This window comes from Actinotignum sanguinis (genome assembly GCF_003957255.1).
Lineage (GTDB): Bacteria > Actinomycetota > Actinomycetes > Actinomycetales > Actinomycetaceae > Actinotignum > Actinotignum sanguinis.
Genome location: NZ_QDIE01000003.1, coordinates 66,806 through 83,602, shown reverse-complemented (window position 1 = coordinate 83,602; position 16,797 = coordinate 66,806). Strand labels below are relative to the sequence as shown.

Sequence of the window (16,797 nt, the reverse complement as noted above, 5' to 3'; positions counted from 1 at the left end):
CACAGACACAAGGAGATCATTTTGTCCGTTCTCGTAATTAATTCCGGCTCCTCCTCGATCAAGTACAAGGTCGTGGACCCCGAATCGGGTGAGGAACTCGCCTCTGGCCTCGTGGAGCAGATCGGCCTGCCCTCCGGCCACGTCAAGCACGAACACGGCGAGGACGTGCGCGAATGGGAAGGCCCCATTCCCAACCACGAAGTCGGCATGGAGAAGGTGCTCGAGTTCTTCGACGCCGCCGGCCCGTCCCTGCATGACGGCTCCATCCGCGCCGTCGGGCACCGCGTGGTTCAGGGCGGTAAGTACTTCGATGGCCCGGCCCTCATTACCGATGAGGTGCGCCAGAAGATCGAAGATCTCCAGCCGCTCGGCCCGCTGCACAACCCGCCAGCCCTGGAGGGCATCAAGGTGGCCCAGCGCCTGCTCCCCAACGTCCCGCACGTGGCGGTTTTCGATACTGCCTTCTTCCAGAGCCTGCCGGAAGAGGCCGCTCGTTACGGCCTCAACCGCGAGATTGCCGATAAGTATGAGATCCGCCGCTACGGCGCGCACGGCACCTCGCACCAGTATGTGTCCGGTGAGGTAGCAAAGATCCTCGGTCGCGATGATCTCAAGCAGATCGTGCTTCATATCGGTAACGGCGCCTCGGTTTCCGCGGTGGATTCGGGCCGCGCGGTGGAAACTTCGATGGGCCTGACCCCGCTGGAGGGCCTCGTTATGGGTGGGCGCACCGGTGATATCGATCCGGCCGCGGTCTTCCACCTGGCTCGCGAAGCGAAGATGTCCATCGATGAAATCGATAAGCTCTTCAACCGCCAGTCCGGTATGGCCGGCCTGACCGGTTCTTCCGATCTGCGTGACGTGCATGCCATGGTGGAAAAGGGAGATAAGAACGCGAAGGAAGCGGTGGATATTTACGTTCATCGCATCGTCAAGTACATCGGCTCCTACACCGCGATTCTTGGCGGCCTGGATGCCCTGACCTTCACCGCCGGTGTGGGTGAGAATGACGATATTATCCGCAAGGAAGTTCTTGATCGCCTGGCTCCCTTCGGTGTCAAGTACGATGCCGAAAAGAACTCCACGCGCTCGAAGAACGCGCGTGAGATCTCCACGGAGGATTCCACGGTGCATGTGCTCGTGGTTCCCACCAATGAGGAGCTGGCCATCGCGCAGCAGGCCATGACGCTCGTCTAGGCACGCGCCCGTTACTTTCGGGTACGACGACGCAGCGGGGGGGGAGTAACCGGATCGGTTACTCCCCCCGCTTATTAGGCTATGCGCTTATCACGCAATGATTGCTACCCGAGGCTGCCACTCATACCCGAGGGGGCGAGGCCGCTCTCCGCTACCGTTTTCCTGGCAGCTACCGGCTTTCGGGGGCCGGGGCCGCTACCCGCTTGCGGATGAGGGTAATGAGCTCGGGAAGCACCGTGTAGAGATCCCCAACGATTCCGTAATCACAGAATTCGAACATTTCCGCTTCGGGATCATTATTGATCACCACGATCACGCCGGAATCCGTGACTCCCGCGGTGTGGTGAGGCTGGCCGGAAATACCGATGGCGATATACAAATCCGGGGCGATAACCGTGCCCGAAAGCCCAACGTAGGAATCACGCGGAAGCCACGCATCCCCTTCGGCCAGCGGGCGGGTTGCTCCTTCCGCGGCATCCAGAACCTCGGCGAGCTCATGGAAGAGCCGCAGGTCCTCCTTGGCGGCGAAACCGCGACCGGCACCGACCACCCGAGTGGCGGTGGCCAAGCGCCGCTCGGACACATCTTCCGCTTCGGCTGCCGTGATCCGCGCCGGCGCTATCGCGCCGGCCGGGGCCGCTACCTCCACTACCGGAGCTCCGCCCGCGCGGAGCGCATTTCCAGATCCCGCGGCAGCGCCGGAGCAGGCTCCCGTGCCGGGCAGGGATCCGATAACGCCCACGAAGGTCACTCCCGCGCGCGCGTAAGTTTCTAGGGAGATCGCACCGAAACGCCCGCTGACCACGTGCGCAGCGCTGACTTCCCGCACATCGGTGAGGATGGGCCAGCCGCGCCGGCCGGCGATCTCCCCGCCCAGCGCGCGTTCGCTCGGCTCATTAGGAACCAGCACAATATCCCCGGGTTGGGCATCCACGAGCTCGGTAAGCGCCGCGCTCAGGGCCTCCGGAGGCACATCGCTGGCGTGCGTGATGACCTGCACGCTGGTCGCATCTGGGAAGGCGGGCAGTTGCGCACTTTCCGAGGCCTTGTCACCTTCGGGGACAAGGGCGAGCACATGAACTGAATCGTAGCGGCGCAGGGCCGGAAGGAAAGGCGAAATAGCAGCGCCGGCCGTGATCACCCATACCGCGTGCTCGGGGGCAGCGCCGGTAGCCGCCGATGCCTCTGCCGCGGGGGTGCCGGCGGCCTGAGGGGCGGCGTCATCGCCAGAAATACCGGTGGAACCAGCGGTGGGGAGCAGGCCGCGCCGATCCAAAATTCCCACGAGTTCGCTCACGGCGCCGGGACCGTCAAGGATTTGGTGAAGCCGAGGCTGGACGGGCGGAACCGCACGCGCGATGGGGTCGAGAGTACGCCCTTCCATATCGCCAAGGTCGGCGGCGGTGAGGAGTTGGGCGGGTTTCTTGGCGGCGTCGAGGATATCCTTCATGGCCGGGACTTTGACAGCCGCGGCATCGGAGGTCACCGCGATGACCACCGGGCCGGTCACGCGCACCTCGCGGCGCTGCCCGCCGGTGTGCTGGGTGAGGAGGAGATCCTCTCCCGCCGTGGTGATAGCTGAAACATCCTGGAAAGACGGCCAGCCCAGCGCCCCGGCGATAACGCCGGAAACCATCTTCGAGCCTTCGTCGGTGGAACCCGGACCGGTGATGAGTGCGGTGATGGTGCCGTCGCGCTGGACCACCCGAGCCAGGGCCTCCCCCACCGCGGTGGAATTCCAGCTGGTGGTGGCATCATCACTCACCACGAGGAGGCGATCCGGACCTTTGGAGAGCGCGTTCTTGCGCAGCGCCGGGGTGCCGATGGAGTCGGGGCCCAGGGTGATACCCACAACCTCGGTGCCCAGGGCGTCGCCGAGTTCCCGCGCTGCCCGCATGGCAACGGCGTCGTCGTCGCTAATGGAGAGGCGCGCGCCGCTCCAATCCACCACACCGGAATCCAAAACGTGCGCTGAGCGCGGATCACCGGCAATTTTGTAGGCAACCGCAATGGTCATAAGTGTCCCCTGACGTAGTCGTTAGGCTTGCACATTATCTTAGCTCTCCCGCGGCGCGGTGGGCTCCGTCTCGTCATCCGGCAGCCGCGATCCGAGGGCTTCGGAAAGTACCCGCGGGGCCGCGGCGCTGCGAGCGGCGAAGAAGATCGCCACAATAATCATCGCTAGGCCGGTCCAGAGGTTGAGGTTGATGCCCGCGGCTTTGGCCAGATCTTCCTCGGTCACGAAGAAGAGCCCGTAGCCGGCCAGCATGATGCCGAAAACCCCGAACATGATGGCGATCCAGGTGCGCAGGTCAAAAAGCGAGAGCCGCCCGAGGCGCGCCTCGGGTAGTTGTGCCTCCGCAGCCGCGCCCGCATGGCTCGCGTTTTCTCTGCCCGCGTGGTTCGCGTTTGCCCTGCCCACGTGGCTCGAGTCCACCGCGCCCGCGCGCGCGGCGCTCCGCCGCGCTGCGTCATCGTTCATATTGTCGCGTCCCTTCATTTACAGCACCACATTGAGCACCGCGCACACCGCCAGCACCGCGATCCCCAGCGGAAGCGGCTCTTCCCACCAGTGCAGTTTTTCGCCGGTGAGGGCGCGTTCGCGGGCTTCGGCTACCCGGGCTTCGTGCAGTTTGGGGGCCGGGCGCGCGCCCTTAATATCCATCTTGACACGCCCCCACACCAGCCCGTTGAGTTCCTCAATCGGCTTGGGGCGCGTTATTTTCGTGACGAGCACCGAAACGATGAAATCAGCGATAAAAGCAATACCGGAAGCCGTGAAGGAGGCCGCCTGGGAGGAATTGAAATCCAGCAGCCCGTTTGCGTAACCAAGCTGGATAAACCCGGCCCCGGCCGCGCCCGCCACCAGACCCCACAGCCCGGCCTGCGGGCTCATACGCGCCCAGAACATTCCCATAATGAACGTGGCGAACAGCGGAGCGTTGAAAATGGACTGCAGCATCTGGGTGTAGTCCTGAATATTGGAGAATTCCGCGGCAATAAACGCCGCCCCGACGGCGATGAGCACCCCGATAATCGTCAGGCGCCGCCCGATTTTAATGTAGTAGGTATCGCGCCGGCCCGGGCGCACGTAAGTTTCCCAAATATCGTAGGTAACCACGGTATTGAAAGAAGAAACATTCGCCGCCATCCCGGCCATAAAGGCCGCAATCAGCCCGGCGAGGGCCATGCCCAGCAGCCCGTGCGGGAGTACCTCCCCCATAAGGGCCGGGAAAGCTTCATTATGGGTGATCTCTCCAGTGTGCAGCTGCGGGATGAGGACCGCGGCGATAAGCCCGGGCACGATAATAATAAGCGGCAAAAACATTTTCGGGATCGCCGCGAGAATCGGGGTCAGGCGCGCAGAACGCATATCTTTGGCGGAAAGCGCCCGCTGCACCTCGGTGAAATTCGTGGTCCAGTACCCGAAGGAATTGACAAAGCCCATCCCGAGCAGCAGCGCGATCCAATTCCCGTACGGGTTCGTGGTGTTACCGAGCCCGGTTCCACCCCACACATCCAGGCCGTTCGGGCCGAGCACCTGGGTCTCATTGAGTGCGGCGATCAGACCACCCGGCCCGCCCACCCGCGCCAGCCCGGCGATGGTGAGCGGGGTGAGCACCGCAACGATGAGTAGGAATTGCAAAACCTCGTTGTACATGGTGGCGGTGAGCCCGCCCATCACCGTATACACGAGCACCACACCGGCAGCGATAATAATCGAGGCCCATAGCGGCACCCCGATGAGCACATTAATGAGAAGCGCGAGGGCGAAGAGGTTAATCCCGGCCACCAGGATGGTAGCCACTGAGAAAATCACCGATTGGTAGAGGTGGGTGGGCCGGTCGAAACGCAAACGCAGATATTCGGGAACCGAACGCACCCGCGAGCCGTAGTAAAAGGGCATCATGATGAGCCCGAGGAAAACCATGGCCGGCACCGCGCCGATCCAGTAGTAGTGCACCGTGGGTAGCCCGTATTGGGAACCGGAAGCCGCCATCCCGATGAGTTCCACCGCCCCGATATTCGCGGAGAGGAACGCCAGCGCACAGATCCACGCCGGCAAGGAGCGCCCCGAGAGGAAAAAATCTTCCGAAGTATTCACCTTGCGCCGGGTAACCACGCCGATGACGAGGACCAGCACCAGGTAGAGCACCACGAAGCTGTAGTCGAAAGCGCTCGCGTCGAGCCGCAAATCCATGCTTTAGCCCTCAATTTCGGCCAGGGAAACCACCCGGTGCTCGCGTTGCGATAACCGTACAGCTTCCGCGATGCGTAGGGAGGCGACGGCGTCGTCGACCGTGGCGGGAATCTCCCCGCTACCCGCAACTACCTCCAAGAACGCCTCAATTTCACGTTCGTAACACGCGGCGAAGCGGGCGATGAAATCCACCCAGGCGGGCTCTTGCGGATAGGACACCCCATCCTCAAGGGAACGCACGGGCAGTTTGTTATCGAAACCAACCGCGAGGGTTTCCTTGGTCCCGTGCAGTTCCATGCGCACGTCGTAACCGTGGCCGTTGAAACGCGAGGATTGCGCGGTGGCCAGCACATCGCCTTCCAGGCGCAGCACCGCTGCTGTTTCGCATACGTCTGCGAAATCGCGGAAATCAGCCAAGCCCAGGTCGGTGCCGAACGCCATTACTTCGGTGACTTCCCGCCCGGTCACCCAGCGCAACATATCGAAATCGTGGATGAGGCAATCGATGTAGATGCCACCCGAAGCCGCCAGGAATTCACGCGCGGCCGGGGCCTGGTCCATGGTTCCCATGCTCAGGCGCCGCAGCTGACCCAGGCTTTCCTCGCGCACCGCCGCGCGGGCCCGGGTGTAGGCGGTGTCGAAACGCCGCTGGAAACCAACCTGGATGCGGGCCCCGCGCTCGCGGGCCGCCGCGCGCACCTGCAGGGTCGAGGCCAGCGACGTGGATACCGGCTTCTCGGTGAACATGGGGATCCCCAGGTCCATGCCGCGCAGTAGCTGCTCGGCGTGCACATCCGTGGGGCTGGTGAGGACGAGGGCGTCCAGGGTGGGATCAGCGAGGGTGGCGTCCACGCTTGCTTCACTGATACGGGCACGAGTTGCAGCCTCACCCTGGAGTTCTGCGACGACGGCGGCACTGCGCTCCGGCTTCGGTTCGGCAATAACAAGTTCATCAACACGGTGGGCGAGAATGCGCGCATGCATAAGCCCGGCGCGGCCCGCTCCCAGTAAACCAATTTTCAACAGGGATTCCTTCCAAACGTGACATTAGCCTAAAGCAATTTCAGCCCCGCCGAAGAGACCCGCGTCACACACCCGCAAACTTGCATCTTCCCTAGTTCTGTGGTTCATTAGTTATGTAACTAACCAAGAAGGGAGGATGCGATGGAGTTCAGTTCAGCGGTGCCTATCTATGTGCAACTCGCCGAAGATCTGCGTCGTCGTATTCTTTCCGGCGAATTAGGGCCCGGAGAAAAGGTCATGTCTACCACCGAATACGCCACTACCTACCGCATCAACCCCGCCACCGCGAACAAAGCTTTTTCCCTCCTCGTGGAGGAAGGAATCCTGGAAAAACGCCGCGGCATCGGCATGTTTGTCACCGCGAACGCCCAGGCAGCCTTACGCGAACGCGGGCGCGCTACCTACCTGAGTGACACCCTCGCCCCGGCCCTGGCCGCGGGCCGGGTGCTGGGCCTGAGCCCGGCGGAGATTTCCGCACTCGTCTCGACCTATTGGGAGGAGAACCAATGATTAGTATCGAGAACCTGAATTTCAGCTACCGGCGCGGCAGCCGCGCCCTCGATGACCTCAGCGTGGAGATTGGCCACAACACCATCACCGGCCTCTTTGGCCGCAACGGCTCAGGCAAGTCCACGCTCGGGATGCTCATCGCCGGGCTCCTCCCGATATGGCGCAGCCACGGGCGCGCCGCGGGGAAAATCTTTATTGACGGGCATCCGGTGGATGAGAACCCGGAAGTCATGCCCGGGGTCGCCTATATTCCCGCGCGGGTGGAGGCTCTTTCCGGCTCGCCGCTCACCCTGACCATGGATCTGTGGCGCATGGCCCGCCCCACCTGGGATGAGGATTTCGCCCGGGAGCTTTTCGAGCTTTTTGAACTGAATCCTTCCCGGACTGTCGATGGGTTATCGGTAGGCCAGCGCTCCCTTTTCTCCGCGATTTTGGGGCTGGCAGCGCGCTGCCCCATTACCGTATTCGATGAGGTCCACCTGGGGATGGACGCGGTGATGCGCGAACTGTTCTACCGGGTACTGCTCAGTGATTTCGCTGAACATCCGCGCACAATCATCCTCTCTTCCCACCTGCTTGAGGAAGTGGAAAATCTTGTCGATAGCGTGGTTTTCCTCCACCGCGGCAAGCTCCTGGAAGCCGGGGATGCGGACGAGGTTCGCGCGCGCCATTCCACGGATAGCCTCGCCTCCCTCACCGATGTGCTCGTAACGACGACGCTCTCCCCCGCCCAACGCGAACGCCTGGCACGCCCGCTGGCAGGCCACGCGCCCCGGCCCGGTACCCCGCAGGCCCGCACGGTGGCTGCCACCGGGGAACCCACCCGCACCCAGATTGGAGTCGATCATGATTAAGCTGTATCACCGCGTCAATTCCGCCATTGATCTGACCGCTCGGCGCGTTATCGGATACCGCGGCCTTTTCTCCTATTTCTACCGGACTCTGTGGCTAATCACGGGGTGCACCCTGATTTTCATTACCGCACTGGCCCTGGCCACAAATAACCTCCCGCATATGTCTATCGAAGGTGTCGATCACGATTTCCTCAACTGGATTATGCTGACGTGGATCTGCTTGGCTTGCGGAATGGCCATGGTAGCAATGCTCTCCACGATTTCCATGCGTGCTCATCTGCAAGCGGGTACCACGCGGCGGAAGTTCTTCACCACCCTGGCACGTGCGGCCGCGCGGATGAGTGCCGAATACTTGGCGATCACCGCCGTTCTCCTCCTCATCGCGTTCACCTTTATACGCAGCGGGAACGGTTCCTGGCTCCTCGACGGCGCCACCTTGATGAACGGGAACGCGATGGAATCCGGCAGCATCTGGTTCACGCTCATTCCCATGTGGCCCGGTGTTCTCGCATTGTTCTTCACCATTGTTCTTATCACCACCTTCTTCCTGCGCTGGTCACTAAGCACACTAGGCCGGGCAGCCCTGGTGGTCATTGCCTTCTTTGCCGGGCTCTCCCTGGTGGGCTACCTCGTTGGTATCACGGGCCTGGGCGGCTTTATTCGCCGGCTCTGGCTTCCCCACTGGGAGAGTTTCAGTGCCTGGGCCGCGCGCACCGGCACGGACTTCGCGCACTGGATTGAGAGAGTGGGCGATTCCGCCGGCATCTCCGAATTCCTCACCGCTAACAAGGCATTTATGGCGATGATCGCCTTCGTGCTGCTCTTCGGCACCTGCGCCGTGATGAGCTGGGCGCTGGCGCGGCGCTCCACCGGGCGGCTCCATTTGGTGCGACTCTAGCTGGAAGGGCTGGAAGCGGGAACCCGCTGCGGGGCGCGCGGTGACGCGCGTCCCGCAGCGCCGTCGTCGTTCCTACCTAGGAGCAGCGGCAGGCCGCACCGTAGACTAAGCACATGATTATTGGCGTTCCCACAGAACTGAAGAATAACGAATACCGGGTCGCGCTCACCCCGGCCGGTGCGCGCGAACTCACCGCGGCCGGGCACACGGTGCTGGTCCAGGCCGGAGCCGGGGCGGCCTCCGGATGCTCCGACGCCGCCTACGCTACCGCCGGGGCACGGATCTGCGCCGCAGCAGCCGAGGTATGGGGCGCCGATGCAGTTCTCAAAGTCAAGGAACCCGAACCGGAAGAATACGGATACCTCCGTGAAGACCTGGTGCTTTTCACCTATCTGCACCTGGCTTCCCAGCCGAAACTAGCGCGTGCGCTCCTGGATGCCGGCACCACCGCCATCGCCTATGAGACCGTGCGCGAACGCGCCGCGCTGCCGCTGCTCGCCCCCATGAGCCGGGTGGCCGGGAAACTCGCCCCCATTGTGGGTTCGCATTACCTCCTCGACGCGCAGGGCGGGGCCGGGATTCTTATCGGCGGGGTGGCCGGAACCCGTAAGGGCAAGGTGACCGTTATCGGGGCGGGAATCGCCGGGGAATCCGCCGCGGTTATGGCCGCCGGGATGGGTGCGAATGTCACGATCCTGGATATTAATATTGAGCGTCTCGCCCAGCTGGAGATGCGCCACGCCGGAATGCTCACCACCCTAGCTTCCACCGCGCAAACCATTGAGGAACAGGTGGCGGATGCCGATCTGGTTATCGGCACGGTGCTGGTGCCGGGCTCCTCCACCCCGAAACTGGTGACCTCCGCGATGGTGGAGCGGATGCGCCCGGGCAGCGTGCTCGTTGACATCGCCATTGACCAGGGCGGATGTTTTGAGGATTCCCATCCCACCACCCACGATGAGCCGACCTTCACGGTGGACGGCAAGATTTTCTATTGCGTGGCCAATATGCCCGGCGCGGTTCCGCGCACCTCCACAGAAGCTCTCACGACGGCGACACTCCCCTACGTGGTGCGCCTGGCGGGCCAGGGGTGGCGCGCGGCCGCCAGCGCGGATCCCGGTTTCGCTAGCGGCGTGAATATCAGCGGTGGGAAAATCACCCACCGCGGGGTTTTTGATTCGCTGCGCGCACAGCTTGACCTGCCCGAATCTGAATTTGACGATTCCTGCGTGTCGCAGGCAATGGCAGACTAGACCCATGAGCGATTTTTCCTCGATCTACAGTCACGGTTTTGTGCGCGTGGCCGCCTGCTCCCCGGAAGTGGTGCTGGCCGATCCGCAGCGCAACGCCCAGGCCATTATTGCTGCGGCCCGGGAGGTGAGCGCGCGGGGAGCGGCACTGGCCGTATTCCCGGAACTGAGCCTCACCGGGTATTCCGCGGAGGATCTATTCCTCCAGGATGCGCTGCTGCGCGCCACCCTGGATGGCCTGGAAACCGTACGTGCGGCAAGCGTGGAATTCGATGCGGCCCTCATCGTGGGGGCGCCGCTGCACTGGCGCAACCGCCTCTATAACTGCGCGGTTGTGCTCCACCACGGGAATGTACTCGGGGTCGTTCCCAAGTCCTATATCCCCAATTACCGGGAATTCTACGAGAAGCGGCATTTCGCTTCCGGGGCGGGACTGCGGAATGCGGCAATCGAGCTACCGGGTGTGCGCACGGATGCCCCCTGGAGCACCGGGCTTTCCGAGGAAGAGCAGGCCGAATTAGCGCACACCGAGGAAGCTTGGGCCTATACGCTTGGGAGGGATACCGTTCCCTTCGGCCCGGATCTGATTTTCTCCGCCAGTGATATCCCGGGCTTCAGTTTCCACGTGGAAATCTGTGAGGACATGTGGGTGCCTATCCCCCCTTCGGCGCGCGCGGCCCTGGCCGGGGCGCAGGTGCTCGTCAATCTTTCGGGTTCCCCGGTCACGGTGGGGCGTGAAGATGACCGTGACCTCCTTATTCGGGGAGCCTCGGCACGCTGCGCGGCCGCCTACGTGTATGCGGCGAACGGCGAATGGGAATCCTCCACGGATCTAGCCTGGGATGGCCAAACCGTTATCTACGAATGCGGGGAAAAAATCGCGGCCGGGCAGCGTTTCTCGACTGGTCATAGCGCCACCCTGGGCGATATTGATCTGGATCGTATCCGCCAGGAACGCCAGCGCAACGGCTCCTTTAATGACAATGCGCTCACTCAAGGAACCGAACGCGATGCCTACACCGATCCCGGGGCGGATTCTTTCCGCACCATTAATTTCACGGCTGGGATCCCGGATATGAGCGCGTTGGCCCCGGCGCAGCAGCGCCTGCACCGCGAAGTGGTACGTTTCCCCTTTATGGGAGGTAGCGAACGCAATCCGGACCGCGATTGCTTTGAGGCTTTTTCCATCCAGGTTTACGCACTTATCACCCGGCTGCGGGCCACCCGTTCCGCCAAGGTGATTATCGGGGTGTCCGGCGGGCTGGATTCCACCCACGCGCTGCTGGTGGCCTGCCGGGCCATGGATCTTATGGAACGCCCCCGCACGGATATCCTCGCCTATACCCTGCCCGGTTTCGCTACCTCGCAGCACACCAAGAACAATGCCTATGCCCTGTGTGAAGCCGTAGGGGTGCCGTTGGAAGAAATCGATATTCGCCCGGCGGCCCGCCAGATGCTGGCCGATATGGGCCATCCTTTCGCGAATGGCGAGCCGGTCTATGACCTCACCTTCGAGAATGTACAAGCCGGGTTGCGCACCGATTACCTATTCCGGCTAGCCGGGTTCCACAGCGGTATCGTGCTGGGTACCGGGGATCTTTCGGAACTGGCCCTCGGGTGGTGCACCTTCGGGGTGGGTGACCATATGAGTCACTACAATGTCAACGCCGGGATGCCGAAAACTTTTATGCAGCACGTGCTGCGCTGGATGGCGCGCCAGGACTTCCTGGCCGGCGCGGGAGCGCAGGCCCTCACGGATATTCTCAATACAGAGATTTCCCCGGAGCTGGTTCCCGCGGATGCGGGCGGGGCACTGCAATCCACCCAGGAGAAAATCGGCCCCTACGAACTCCAAGATTTCACCCTCTACTTCGCGCTGCGCTACGGTTTCCTGCCCTCGAAAATTGCTTTCCTGGCCCGGGAAGCCTGGGGCGATGCCTCCCGCGGTTTCTGGCCGGAAGGTATGGAGGGCGATGCCCGCCACGCCTATACCCTGGCGGAGATCAAGAAGTGGATGGAGCTGTTCTACCGCCGTTTCTTCTCCCAGCAATTCAAACGTTCCACTCTCCCGAACGGCCCGAAGATCCTTTCGGGTGGCTCGCTCTCCCCGCGCGGGGATTGGCGGATGCCATCCGATGCCACCAGCCGGGTCTGGCTGGCCGATCTGGCTACTATCCCCACGGAGGACGCATGATTTCCCTACAAGAAACCGTTACCGAGGATTTCCTGGCCGCCTGCCAGCGCCTCATCCCCCAGCTCTCCTCAAGCAGCGCGCCGCTCTCGCGCGCTGCCGCCGCGGAGTTGCTTGCCCAGCCCGGGGTCTACCAATTGGTGTACCGGGTAGCGGAAGGCGCCCCGATCCTCGGGATGCTCACCCTCGTGACTTTCCAGATCCCCACCGGAACGCGGGCCTGGATCGAGGACGTGGTGGTGGACGACGCCGCCCGCGGCCACGGGGCCGGCCAGCAACTTGTGGAAGCCGCCCTGGCCCACGCGGCCCGGCTCGGGGTGAAATCGGTGGATCTGACTTCCCGGCCCAGCCGCGAAGCTGCCAACCGGCTCTACCGGCGCTGCGGTTTCGAGGCGCGGGATACCAACGTATACCGCTATCACGCCCAGTAAATATGGGCGCTCCGGGTGCTCCGGGCGGTCCGGCACTGGCTGCACCCGGTTCAACCGGGCAGGCGCGCGCCTAGCCCCGAGCGCTCAGGCCTGGCGTTAGTGGGCGCGCACCACCACTTGAGCGCGCTGGAACTCCTTGCAATCGGAGTAACCATTAGCGGCCATGGCGTGGCGCAGCGCCCCCATAATATTGGTGTGCCCGCGGGCGCTTGAGGTGGGGCCGGTGAGGATTTCTTCCAGGGTTCCCGCGGTGCCCACCCATACGCGTTCCCCGCGGGGTAGGCGAGGGTGGCGAGCTTCCGGCCCCCAGTGCCAGCCGCGCCCGGGTGCTTCGCTGGCCCGCGCCAGAATAGTTCCGAGCATCACGCCGTCTGCTCCGCAGGCGAAGGCTTTAATGAGGTCCCCGGAGCTACCTACCGAGCCGTCCGCAATCACATGCACGTAGCGCCCGCCCGATTCGTCGAGGTAGTCGCGGCGGGCGGCCGCGATATCGGCTATCGTCGTCGCCATGGGGGCAGCGATCCCCACGGTACGTAACGTCGCAGAAGCGGCCCCTCCCCCGTAACCGGCCAGCACCCCGGCCGCGCCGGTGCGCATGAGATGCAATGCGCTCTGGTAGGTGACGGCCCCGCCCACGAGCACCGGAATATCAAGATCGTAAATAAGACCGCGCAGGTTGAGCGGTTCACGGGTGGTAGATACATGCTCGGCACTCACCGTGGTCCCGCGGATGACCAGGAGATCCAGGCCGGCATCAGCGGCCGGCGGCACAATTTCTTTCGCGTGCCCCGGCGAACAGGCCCCAGCCACGGTGATTCCGGCCGCCCGCAGCTGCGCGACCCGGTAGCGCACCAGCCCGGTATCGATGGGGCGTTCCGCGTAGATCTGCTGGAGCCGCGCGGTGGCGTGTTCGGGAGCCAGCTGCGCAATTTCTTCGTACAGCGGGGTGGGGTCCTCATAGCGGGCCCACAGGCCTTCGAGGTCCGCCACGCCTAATCCCCCGGCGCGCCCCAGGCGGATCATCATATCCGGGGAGGCCACCGAATCCATGGGGGCGCTGAGCACCGGGATATCGAGGTGGTAGGCGTCTAACTGCCAGGCGGTAGAGACTTCGCGAACGTCACGGGTGCGCCGGGTGGGCACAATTGCGACGTCGTCCAGGGTATAGGTTATCCGCGCGCGTTTGCCGCGCCCAATCTCGATTTCGCTCACGCCCTCCACTTTACCGGCCCGCGCCCGCCGCGGCTCGGGCCGCGCCTACCTGGTTTCAGCGCCGAGCACGCGCGCGAGGAAACGCGGAGCGAAAGTCTTTTCGTAGGTGCCCACGAATTCCTCAACCTGCCCGTTGAGCCAGCGCTTGAAAGCGAGGATATTGGCATCATCCGCATCCTCCGAAAAGTCACCGGAAATCCCGAAAGTGTTGTAAATATCCAGGCCCTCATCGCAGGCGTATTTGAACATGGCGCGTTCAACCGGGTAATCGCGCGCATAGGCGGACAGCGTTTTATCCATCCCGCCCAGCAGCAAAATGAGTTCGGATCCGACCCGGAATCCGAGTGCGGCATTGAAGGGGATCTCTGCGTCGCCGCGCTCGGCTAGGGTTTCGCGCGCCATGTCTTCCTGACCGTCAAGCACGTCCAGGCGCTGGGCGGCCTGCTCAAGTTCCCGCTCGCGCGCTTTTGTTTCTTTGCGCCCGCGCAGAACCTCAATCCGCTCGTGCACTTCCGCGCGCTCGGCGGCAATTTGGTCGAGGTAGCGGCGCGGAGACACGTACGCCACCGCGAGCAGCGCGCGTTCGGGGCCCATATCCGCCATGAGATCGCGGTAGAAACGCACCGCGGAGGCCGAAAGGGCGGGCATTCCGTCCGTGCGGTCCCGGGTACTCGCGTAAAGCTGGGCGAAAACATCGAAGTCTTCCGGCCCGAGGAAACGGGTCTGCACCCCGTAGCGGTTTTCGTTATTGAAACGACGCCGCAGCCCCTTGGCAAGCGTGGCTTTGGCTTCCTCGAAGTTCATCCCGGAGATCGTTTTGGTGTAGATCCAACGCAATTGAATATCGGAGCGTTCCCCGAATTCGTAAGGGAGGTGGCGCCAGCCATCGCGTTCGAGGGCTTGGGAAACCACGCTGGCCACCGGGTTATCTGCAACGGGCGTAATGTCCTCATACCAGCGCCGCGCCAGAATCGGGTTAATCCGAGCGGTGAGCAGGCGCGACTGGGAAGCGAAATGCCGATTGAGCCCGCTGAAGAAAGCGGCAACAACCTCGCGCTGGCTCCAATCCAAGGTGGGCCCGTAGGCGAGGGAAGCCCGGGTAAAAATCTTCTTCCAGGGCTGATACATAATGAGGCCGGCACCGCAAACAGTGCCGGTTTCGTCGCGTACGCCCACGTATTCCACCCGGTATCCTTCGCCTTGGCGCACCCGCCCGTAGCTGACCGTTTGGGAGAGGAAACACCGTTGCGTGGCCATATAGTCGTTATAGTCATTCTCGGATAACACCGCGAACTGCATAGCGTTCCTTTCCTACCGGGCAGCTCAGAGCCGATTCGTCAGCTCCCTATTAGAGTAACTTAAGCTGAAACAGCCCTGGAAATGCGGGGCGGAAAGCTTCCTCAGCTCGGTGCGAATAATCCGTCTTAGCTAAATGTCACCAATCCGGCTCGGAAGGCCAGGACGATGGCCGCCGAGCGGTCGCGAGCGCCCGTCTTGCGCAGTATCGCGTTGATGTGGCTTTTGAGGGTACCTTCCGAAATATAGAGTTGCCCCCGAATATCTAGGTTAGTTAAACCGCTACCGATGAGGGTCAAGACTTCTAGTTCCCGTGCGGTCAAATTCTGTAATTCAGGTACCTCACCAGGCGACCGGCCCCTTTCGTGGAGGTAACCCTGTACTACGTGGTCCAGGACCTGGCGGTCGAGCACTCTGTTTCCCACCGATACCTGGCGGATTGTCGAGATAATCGTCTCGGATTCGCTATCTTTGAGAAGGTACCCGTCAGCGCCCAGGCTCAAGGCCTTTCGCAGATACAGGTCATCCTGATACATGGTCAGCATGACAATGCGCCCAGGGAAGCCATTCCGTTTCAGCTCCTTGAGTACGTCCAGTCCGTCCATCAGAGGCATGCGAATATCCAGCAGCAGAACATCAATATCGGTCTCACGCACCATACGACAGGCTTCCACGCCATCTCCGGCGCTGCCCACCACGCGAAAGTCCTCCTGCTGCTCTAGGAGAACCGCGAGGCTTTCCCGAAGTAGTCCCTGATCATCTGCAATCGCAATCCGAATCATCATGTGCTACCTCCTCATACATAACGGGTATTACCGTTCTCACTCGGGGTACATGCATAGTTTCCACCCGGCACCCATTGGCCCGGCGTCCACGACATAGCCGCATTCGGCGGCGCGTTGCCGAAGGTGATCCAAGCCAATCCCGGAGCCGATGATGGCCTGCCAGTCCGGTGCCGGCCCCTGATCTACTAGTTCGAGGCTCACGCCCTTGCCTTTTTCTTCAATCTGGAAGGTGACGGTGGTGGGTCCAGCATGGCGGGCGGTATTCGCTAGTCCTTCCCGGCAAGTTGCGATGAAGAGCTTGCGCAGTTGCGGATTTAGCCTTTGGATAGTTGCGAGCACTTCGACAGTGCCCCTGAGTTCCATACCGTGCCGTTGCGCTGCCGCAAAAATTTGTTCTAGATCCGGCATCCCGGGAGAGCTAATATCACGGCCCTGCAATCGGTCAAGAACGGTACGCATCTGAGCGATAGTTTGTTTATTAGAGTCCCGAATATCGCTCAACGCTGCCAGTGCTACCGGATCAGTCACTTCTTCGAGAGCCCGGGTGAGTCGCAAGTGCTGTAATCCCAAGCCGTCAGAAACTATATCGTGCAACTCCGCGGCGAGGGCTAAGCGATCTCCCGATAGGATTTTTTCAGTTTCCGCCTGTGCTTGCAACTCACTATTGTGTCTTCTTTGCACAAGCCACTGCCAATACCACCACCCCAGCAGCGCCCCGCAGAGCGCAAATGTCGCTAGGCGCCACCAGATTTCGTATTTTTCCGGGACTGCCACAAAGACCATAAGTCCCAGAACAAGCAGTGGTAGCACCACCCTGCCCAGCACTCCCCAGCGGTTTTCCTTCTTCTGCGCCGTGTGACCGGCGGTCACGCACATGGACGCGGGACGCGATGGAGAGGTGGTAGCGCACATAGCGCATATGCTACCCGTGCAGCGCTCCCATTCCATC

Annotated in this window: 15 protein-coding genes; 7 read left to right on the top strand and 8 right to left on the bottom strand. The window is 62.4% G+C overall.

Annotated features, from left to right (window positions below; translation table 11 throughout):
• Window positions 1–21: 21 nt before the first annotated feature.
• Entirely contained in the window at window positions 22–1,197 is a 1,176-nt protein-coding gene (locus DDD64_RS01710) for an acetate/propionate family kinase (protein WP_126134734.1), read from the top strand.
• Window positions 1,198–1,366: 169 nt separating this feature from the next.
• Here DDD64_RS01710 and DDD64_RS01705 read toward each other — a convergent pair whose 3' ends face one another.
• Genes DDD64_RS01705 through DDD64_RS01690 form a run of 4 tightly spaced genes read right to left on the bottom strand, consistent with a single transcriptional unit; the run spans window position 1,367 to window position 6,421 of the window.
• Window positions 1,367–3,214 carry an FAD-binding protein gene (locus tag DDD64_RS01705; RefSeq protein WP_126134733.1) on the bottom strand — a complete coding sequence of 616 codons (1,848 nt, stop codon included), beginning with the start codon at window positions 3,212–3,214 and terminating at the stop codon, window positions 1,367–1,369.
• Between the two features lie 39 nt (window positions 3,215–3,253).
• Window positions 3,254–3,697 (bottom strand): hypothetical protein, encoded by a 444-nt coding sequence (locus tag DDD64_RS01700; RefSeq protein ID WP_126134732.1) that lies wholly within the window; start codon window positions 3,695–3,697, stop codon window positions 3,254–3,256.
• Entirely contained in the window at window positions 3,698–5,398 is a 1,701-nt protein-coding gene (locus DDD64_RS01695) for a sodium:solute symporter family protein (RefSeq protein ID WP_126134731.1), read from the bottom strand.
• 3 nt (window positions 5,399–5,401) lie between these two features.
• Window positions 5,402–6,421, bottom strand: coding sequence for a Gfo/Idh/MocA family protein (locus DDD64_RS01690; protein WP_126134730.1), 1,020 nt, complete (start codon window positions 6,419–6,421; stop codon window positions 5,402–5,404).
• 141 nt (window positions 6,422–6,562) lie between these two features.
• On the opposite strand from DDD64_RS01690, the gene DDD64_RS01685 reads away from it, so the two are divergent.
• The 6 genes from DDD64_RS01685 to DDD64_RS01660 all read left to right on the top strand — a co-directional run bounded on the left by DDD64_RS01685 (window position 6,563) and on the right by DDD64_RS01660 (window position 12,555).
• Window positions 6,563–6,931 carry a GntR family transcriptional regulator gene (locus DDD64_RS01685; RefSeq protein ID WP_126134729.1) on the top strand — a complete coding sequence of 123 codons (369 nt, stop codon included), beginning with the start codon at window positions 6,563–6,565 and terminating at the stop codon, window positions 6,929–6,931.
• The gene (locus DDD64_RS01680) at window positions 6,928–7,785 is read left to right on the top strand and encodes an ATP-binding cassette domain-containing protein (RefSeq protein ID WP_126134728.1); all 858 of its coding nucleotides are present in this window, start codon (window positions 6,928–6,930) and stop codon (window positions 7,783–7,785) included. Before DDD64_RS01685 ends, DDD64_RS01680 begins: the two co-directional genes overlap by 4 nt.
• Complete coding sequence (locus DDD64_RS01675) at window positions 7,778–8,683, top strand: hypothetical protein (RefSeq protein WP_126134727.1); 906 nt, start codon at window positions 7,778–7,780, stop codon at window positions 8,681–8,683. The genes DDD64_RS01680 and DDD64_RS01675 overlap by 8 nt, the downstream gene beginning before the upstream one ends.
• Window positions 8,684–8,796: 113 nt before the next feature.
• Complete coding sequence (ald, locus tag DDD64_RS01670) at window positions 8,797–9,936, top strand: alanine dehydrogenase (protein ID WP_126134726.1); 1,140 nt, start codon at window positions 8,797–8,799, stop codon at window positions 9,934–9,936.
• A gap of 4 nt (window positions 9,937–9,940) precedes the next feature.
• Entirely contained in the window at window positions 9,941–12,127 is a 2,187-nt protein-coding gene (locus tag DDD64_RS01665) for an NAD(+) synthase (protein WP_126134725.1), read from the top strand.
• A complete protein-coding gene (locus tag DDD64_RS01660; RefSeq protein ID WP_126134724.1) occupies window positions 12,124–12,555 on the top strand; it encodes a GNAT family N-acetyltransferase in 432 nt (143 codons plus the stop codon). The genes DDD64_RS01665 and DDD64_RS01660 overlap by 4 nt, the downstream gene beginning before the upstream one ends.
• A gap of 96 nt (window positions 12,556–12,651) precedes the next feature.
• Here DDD64_RS01660 and DDD64_RS01655 read toward each other — a convergent pair whose 3' ends face one another.
• The 4 genes from DDD64_RS01655 to DDD64_RS01640 form a co-directional block, all read right to left on the bottom strand.
• Window positions 12,652–13,767: a GuaB3 family IMP dehydrogenase-related protein gene (locus DDD64_RS01655; protein ID WP_126134723.1), complete on the bottom strand. Its 1,116-nt coding sequence runs from the start codon at window positions 13,765–13,767 to the stop codon at window positions 12,652–12,654.
• Window positions 13,768–13,812: 45 nt separating this feature from the next.
• A complete protein-coding gene (locus DDD64_RS01650) occupies window positions 13,813–15,066 on the bottom strand; it encodes a lipid II:glycine glycyltransferase FemX (protein ID WP_126134722.1) in 1,254 nt (417 codons plus the stop codon).
• Window positions 15,067–15,191: 125 nt separating this feature from the next.
• Window positions 15,192–15,848 carry a response regulator gene (locus DDD64_RS01645; RefSeq protein ID WP_126134721.1) on the bottom strand — a complete coding sequence of 219 codons (657 nt, stop codon included), beginning with the start codon at window positions 15,846–15,848 and terminating at the stop codon, window positions 15,192–15,194.
• A gap of 36 nt (window positions 15,849–15,884) precedes the next feature.
• Entirely contained in the window at window positions 15,885–16,760 is an 876-nt protein-coding gene (locus DDD64_RS01640) for a sensor histidine kinase (protein WP_164545872.1), read from the bottom strand.
• Window positions 16,761–16,797 lie beyond the last annotated feature (37 nt).

Bases quoted from the DNA above. Each gene is read 5' to 3' on its own strand.
- DDD64_RS01705 (WP_126134733.1), bottom strand. From the start codon at position 3,214: ATGACCATTGCGGTTGCCTACAAAATTGCCGGTGATCCGCGCTCAGCG.
- DDD64_RS01700 (WP_126134732.1), bottom strand. From the start codon at position 3,697: ATGAAGGGACGCGACAATATGAACGATGACGCAGCGCGGCGGAGCGCC.
- DDD64_RS01695 (WP_126134731.1), bottom strand. From the start codon at position 5,398: ATGGATTTGCGGCTCGACGCGAGCGCTTTCGACTACAGCTTCGTGGTG.
- DDD64_RS01685 (WP_126134729.1), top strand. From the start codon at position 6,563: ATGGAGTTCAGTTCAGCGGTGCCTATCTATGTGCAACTCGCCGAAGAT.
- DDD64_RS01680 (WP_126134728.1), top strand. From the start codon at position 6,928: ATGATTAGTATCGAGAACCTGAATTTCAGCTACCGGCGCGGCAGCCGC.
- DDD64_RS01675 (WP_126134727.1), top strand. From the start codon at position 7,778: ATGATTAAGCTGTATCACCGCGTCAATTCCGCCATTGATCTGACCGCT.
- ald (WP_126134726.1), top strand. From the start codon at position 8,797: ATGATTATTGGCGTTCCCACAGAACTGAAGAATAACGAATACCGGGTC.
- DDD64_RS01665 (WP_126134725.1), top strand. From the start codon at position 9,941: ATGAGCGATTTTTCCTCGATCTACAGTCACGGTTTTGTGCGCGTGGCC.
- DDD64_RS01660 (WP_126134724.1), top strand. From the start codon at position 12,124: ATGATTTCCCTACAAGAAACCGTTACCGAGGATTTCCTGGCCGCCTGC.
- DDD64_RS01650 (WP_126134722.1), bottom strand. From the start codon at position 15,066: ATGCAGTTCGCGGTGTTATCCGAGAATGACTATAACGACTATATGGCC.
- DDD64_RS01645 (WP_126134721.1), bottom strand. From the start codon at position 15,848: ATGATGATTCGGATTGCGATTGCAGATGATCAGGGACTACTTCGGGAA.
- DDD64_RS01640 (WP_164545872.1), bottom strand. From the start codon at position 16,760: ATGTGCGCTACCACCTCTCCATCGCGTCCCGCGTCCATGTGCGTGACC.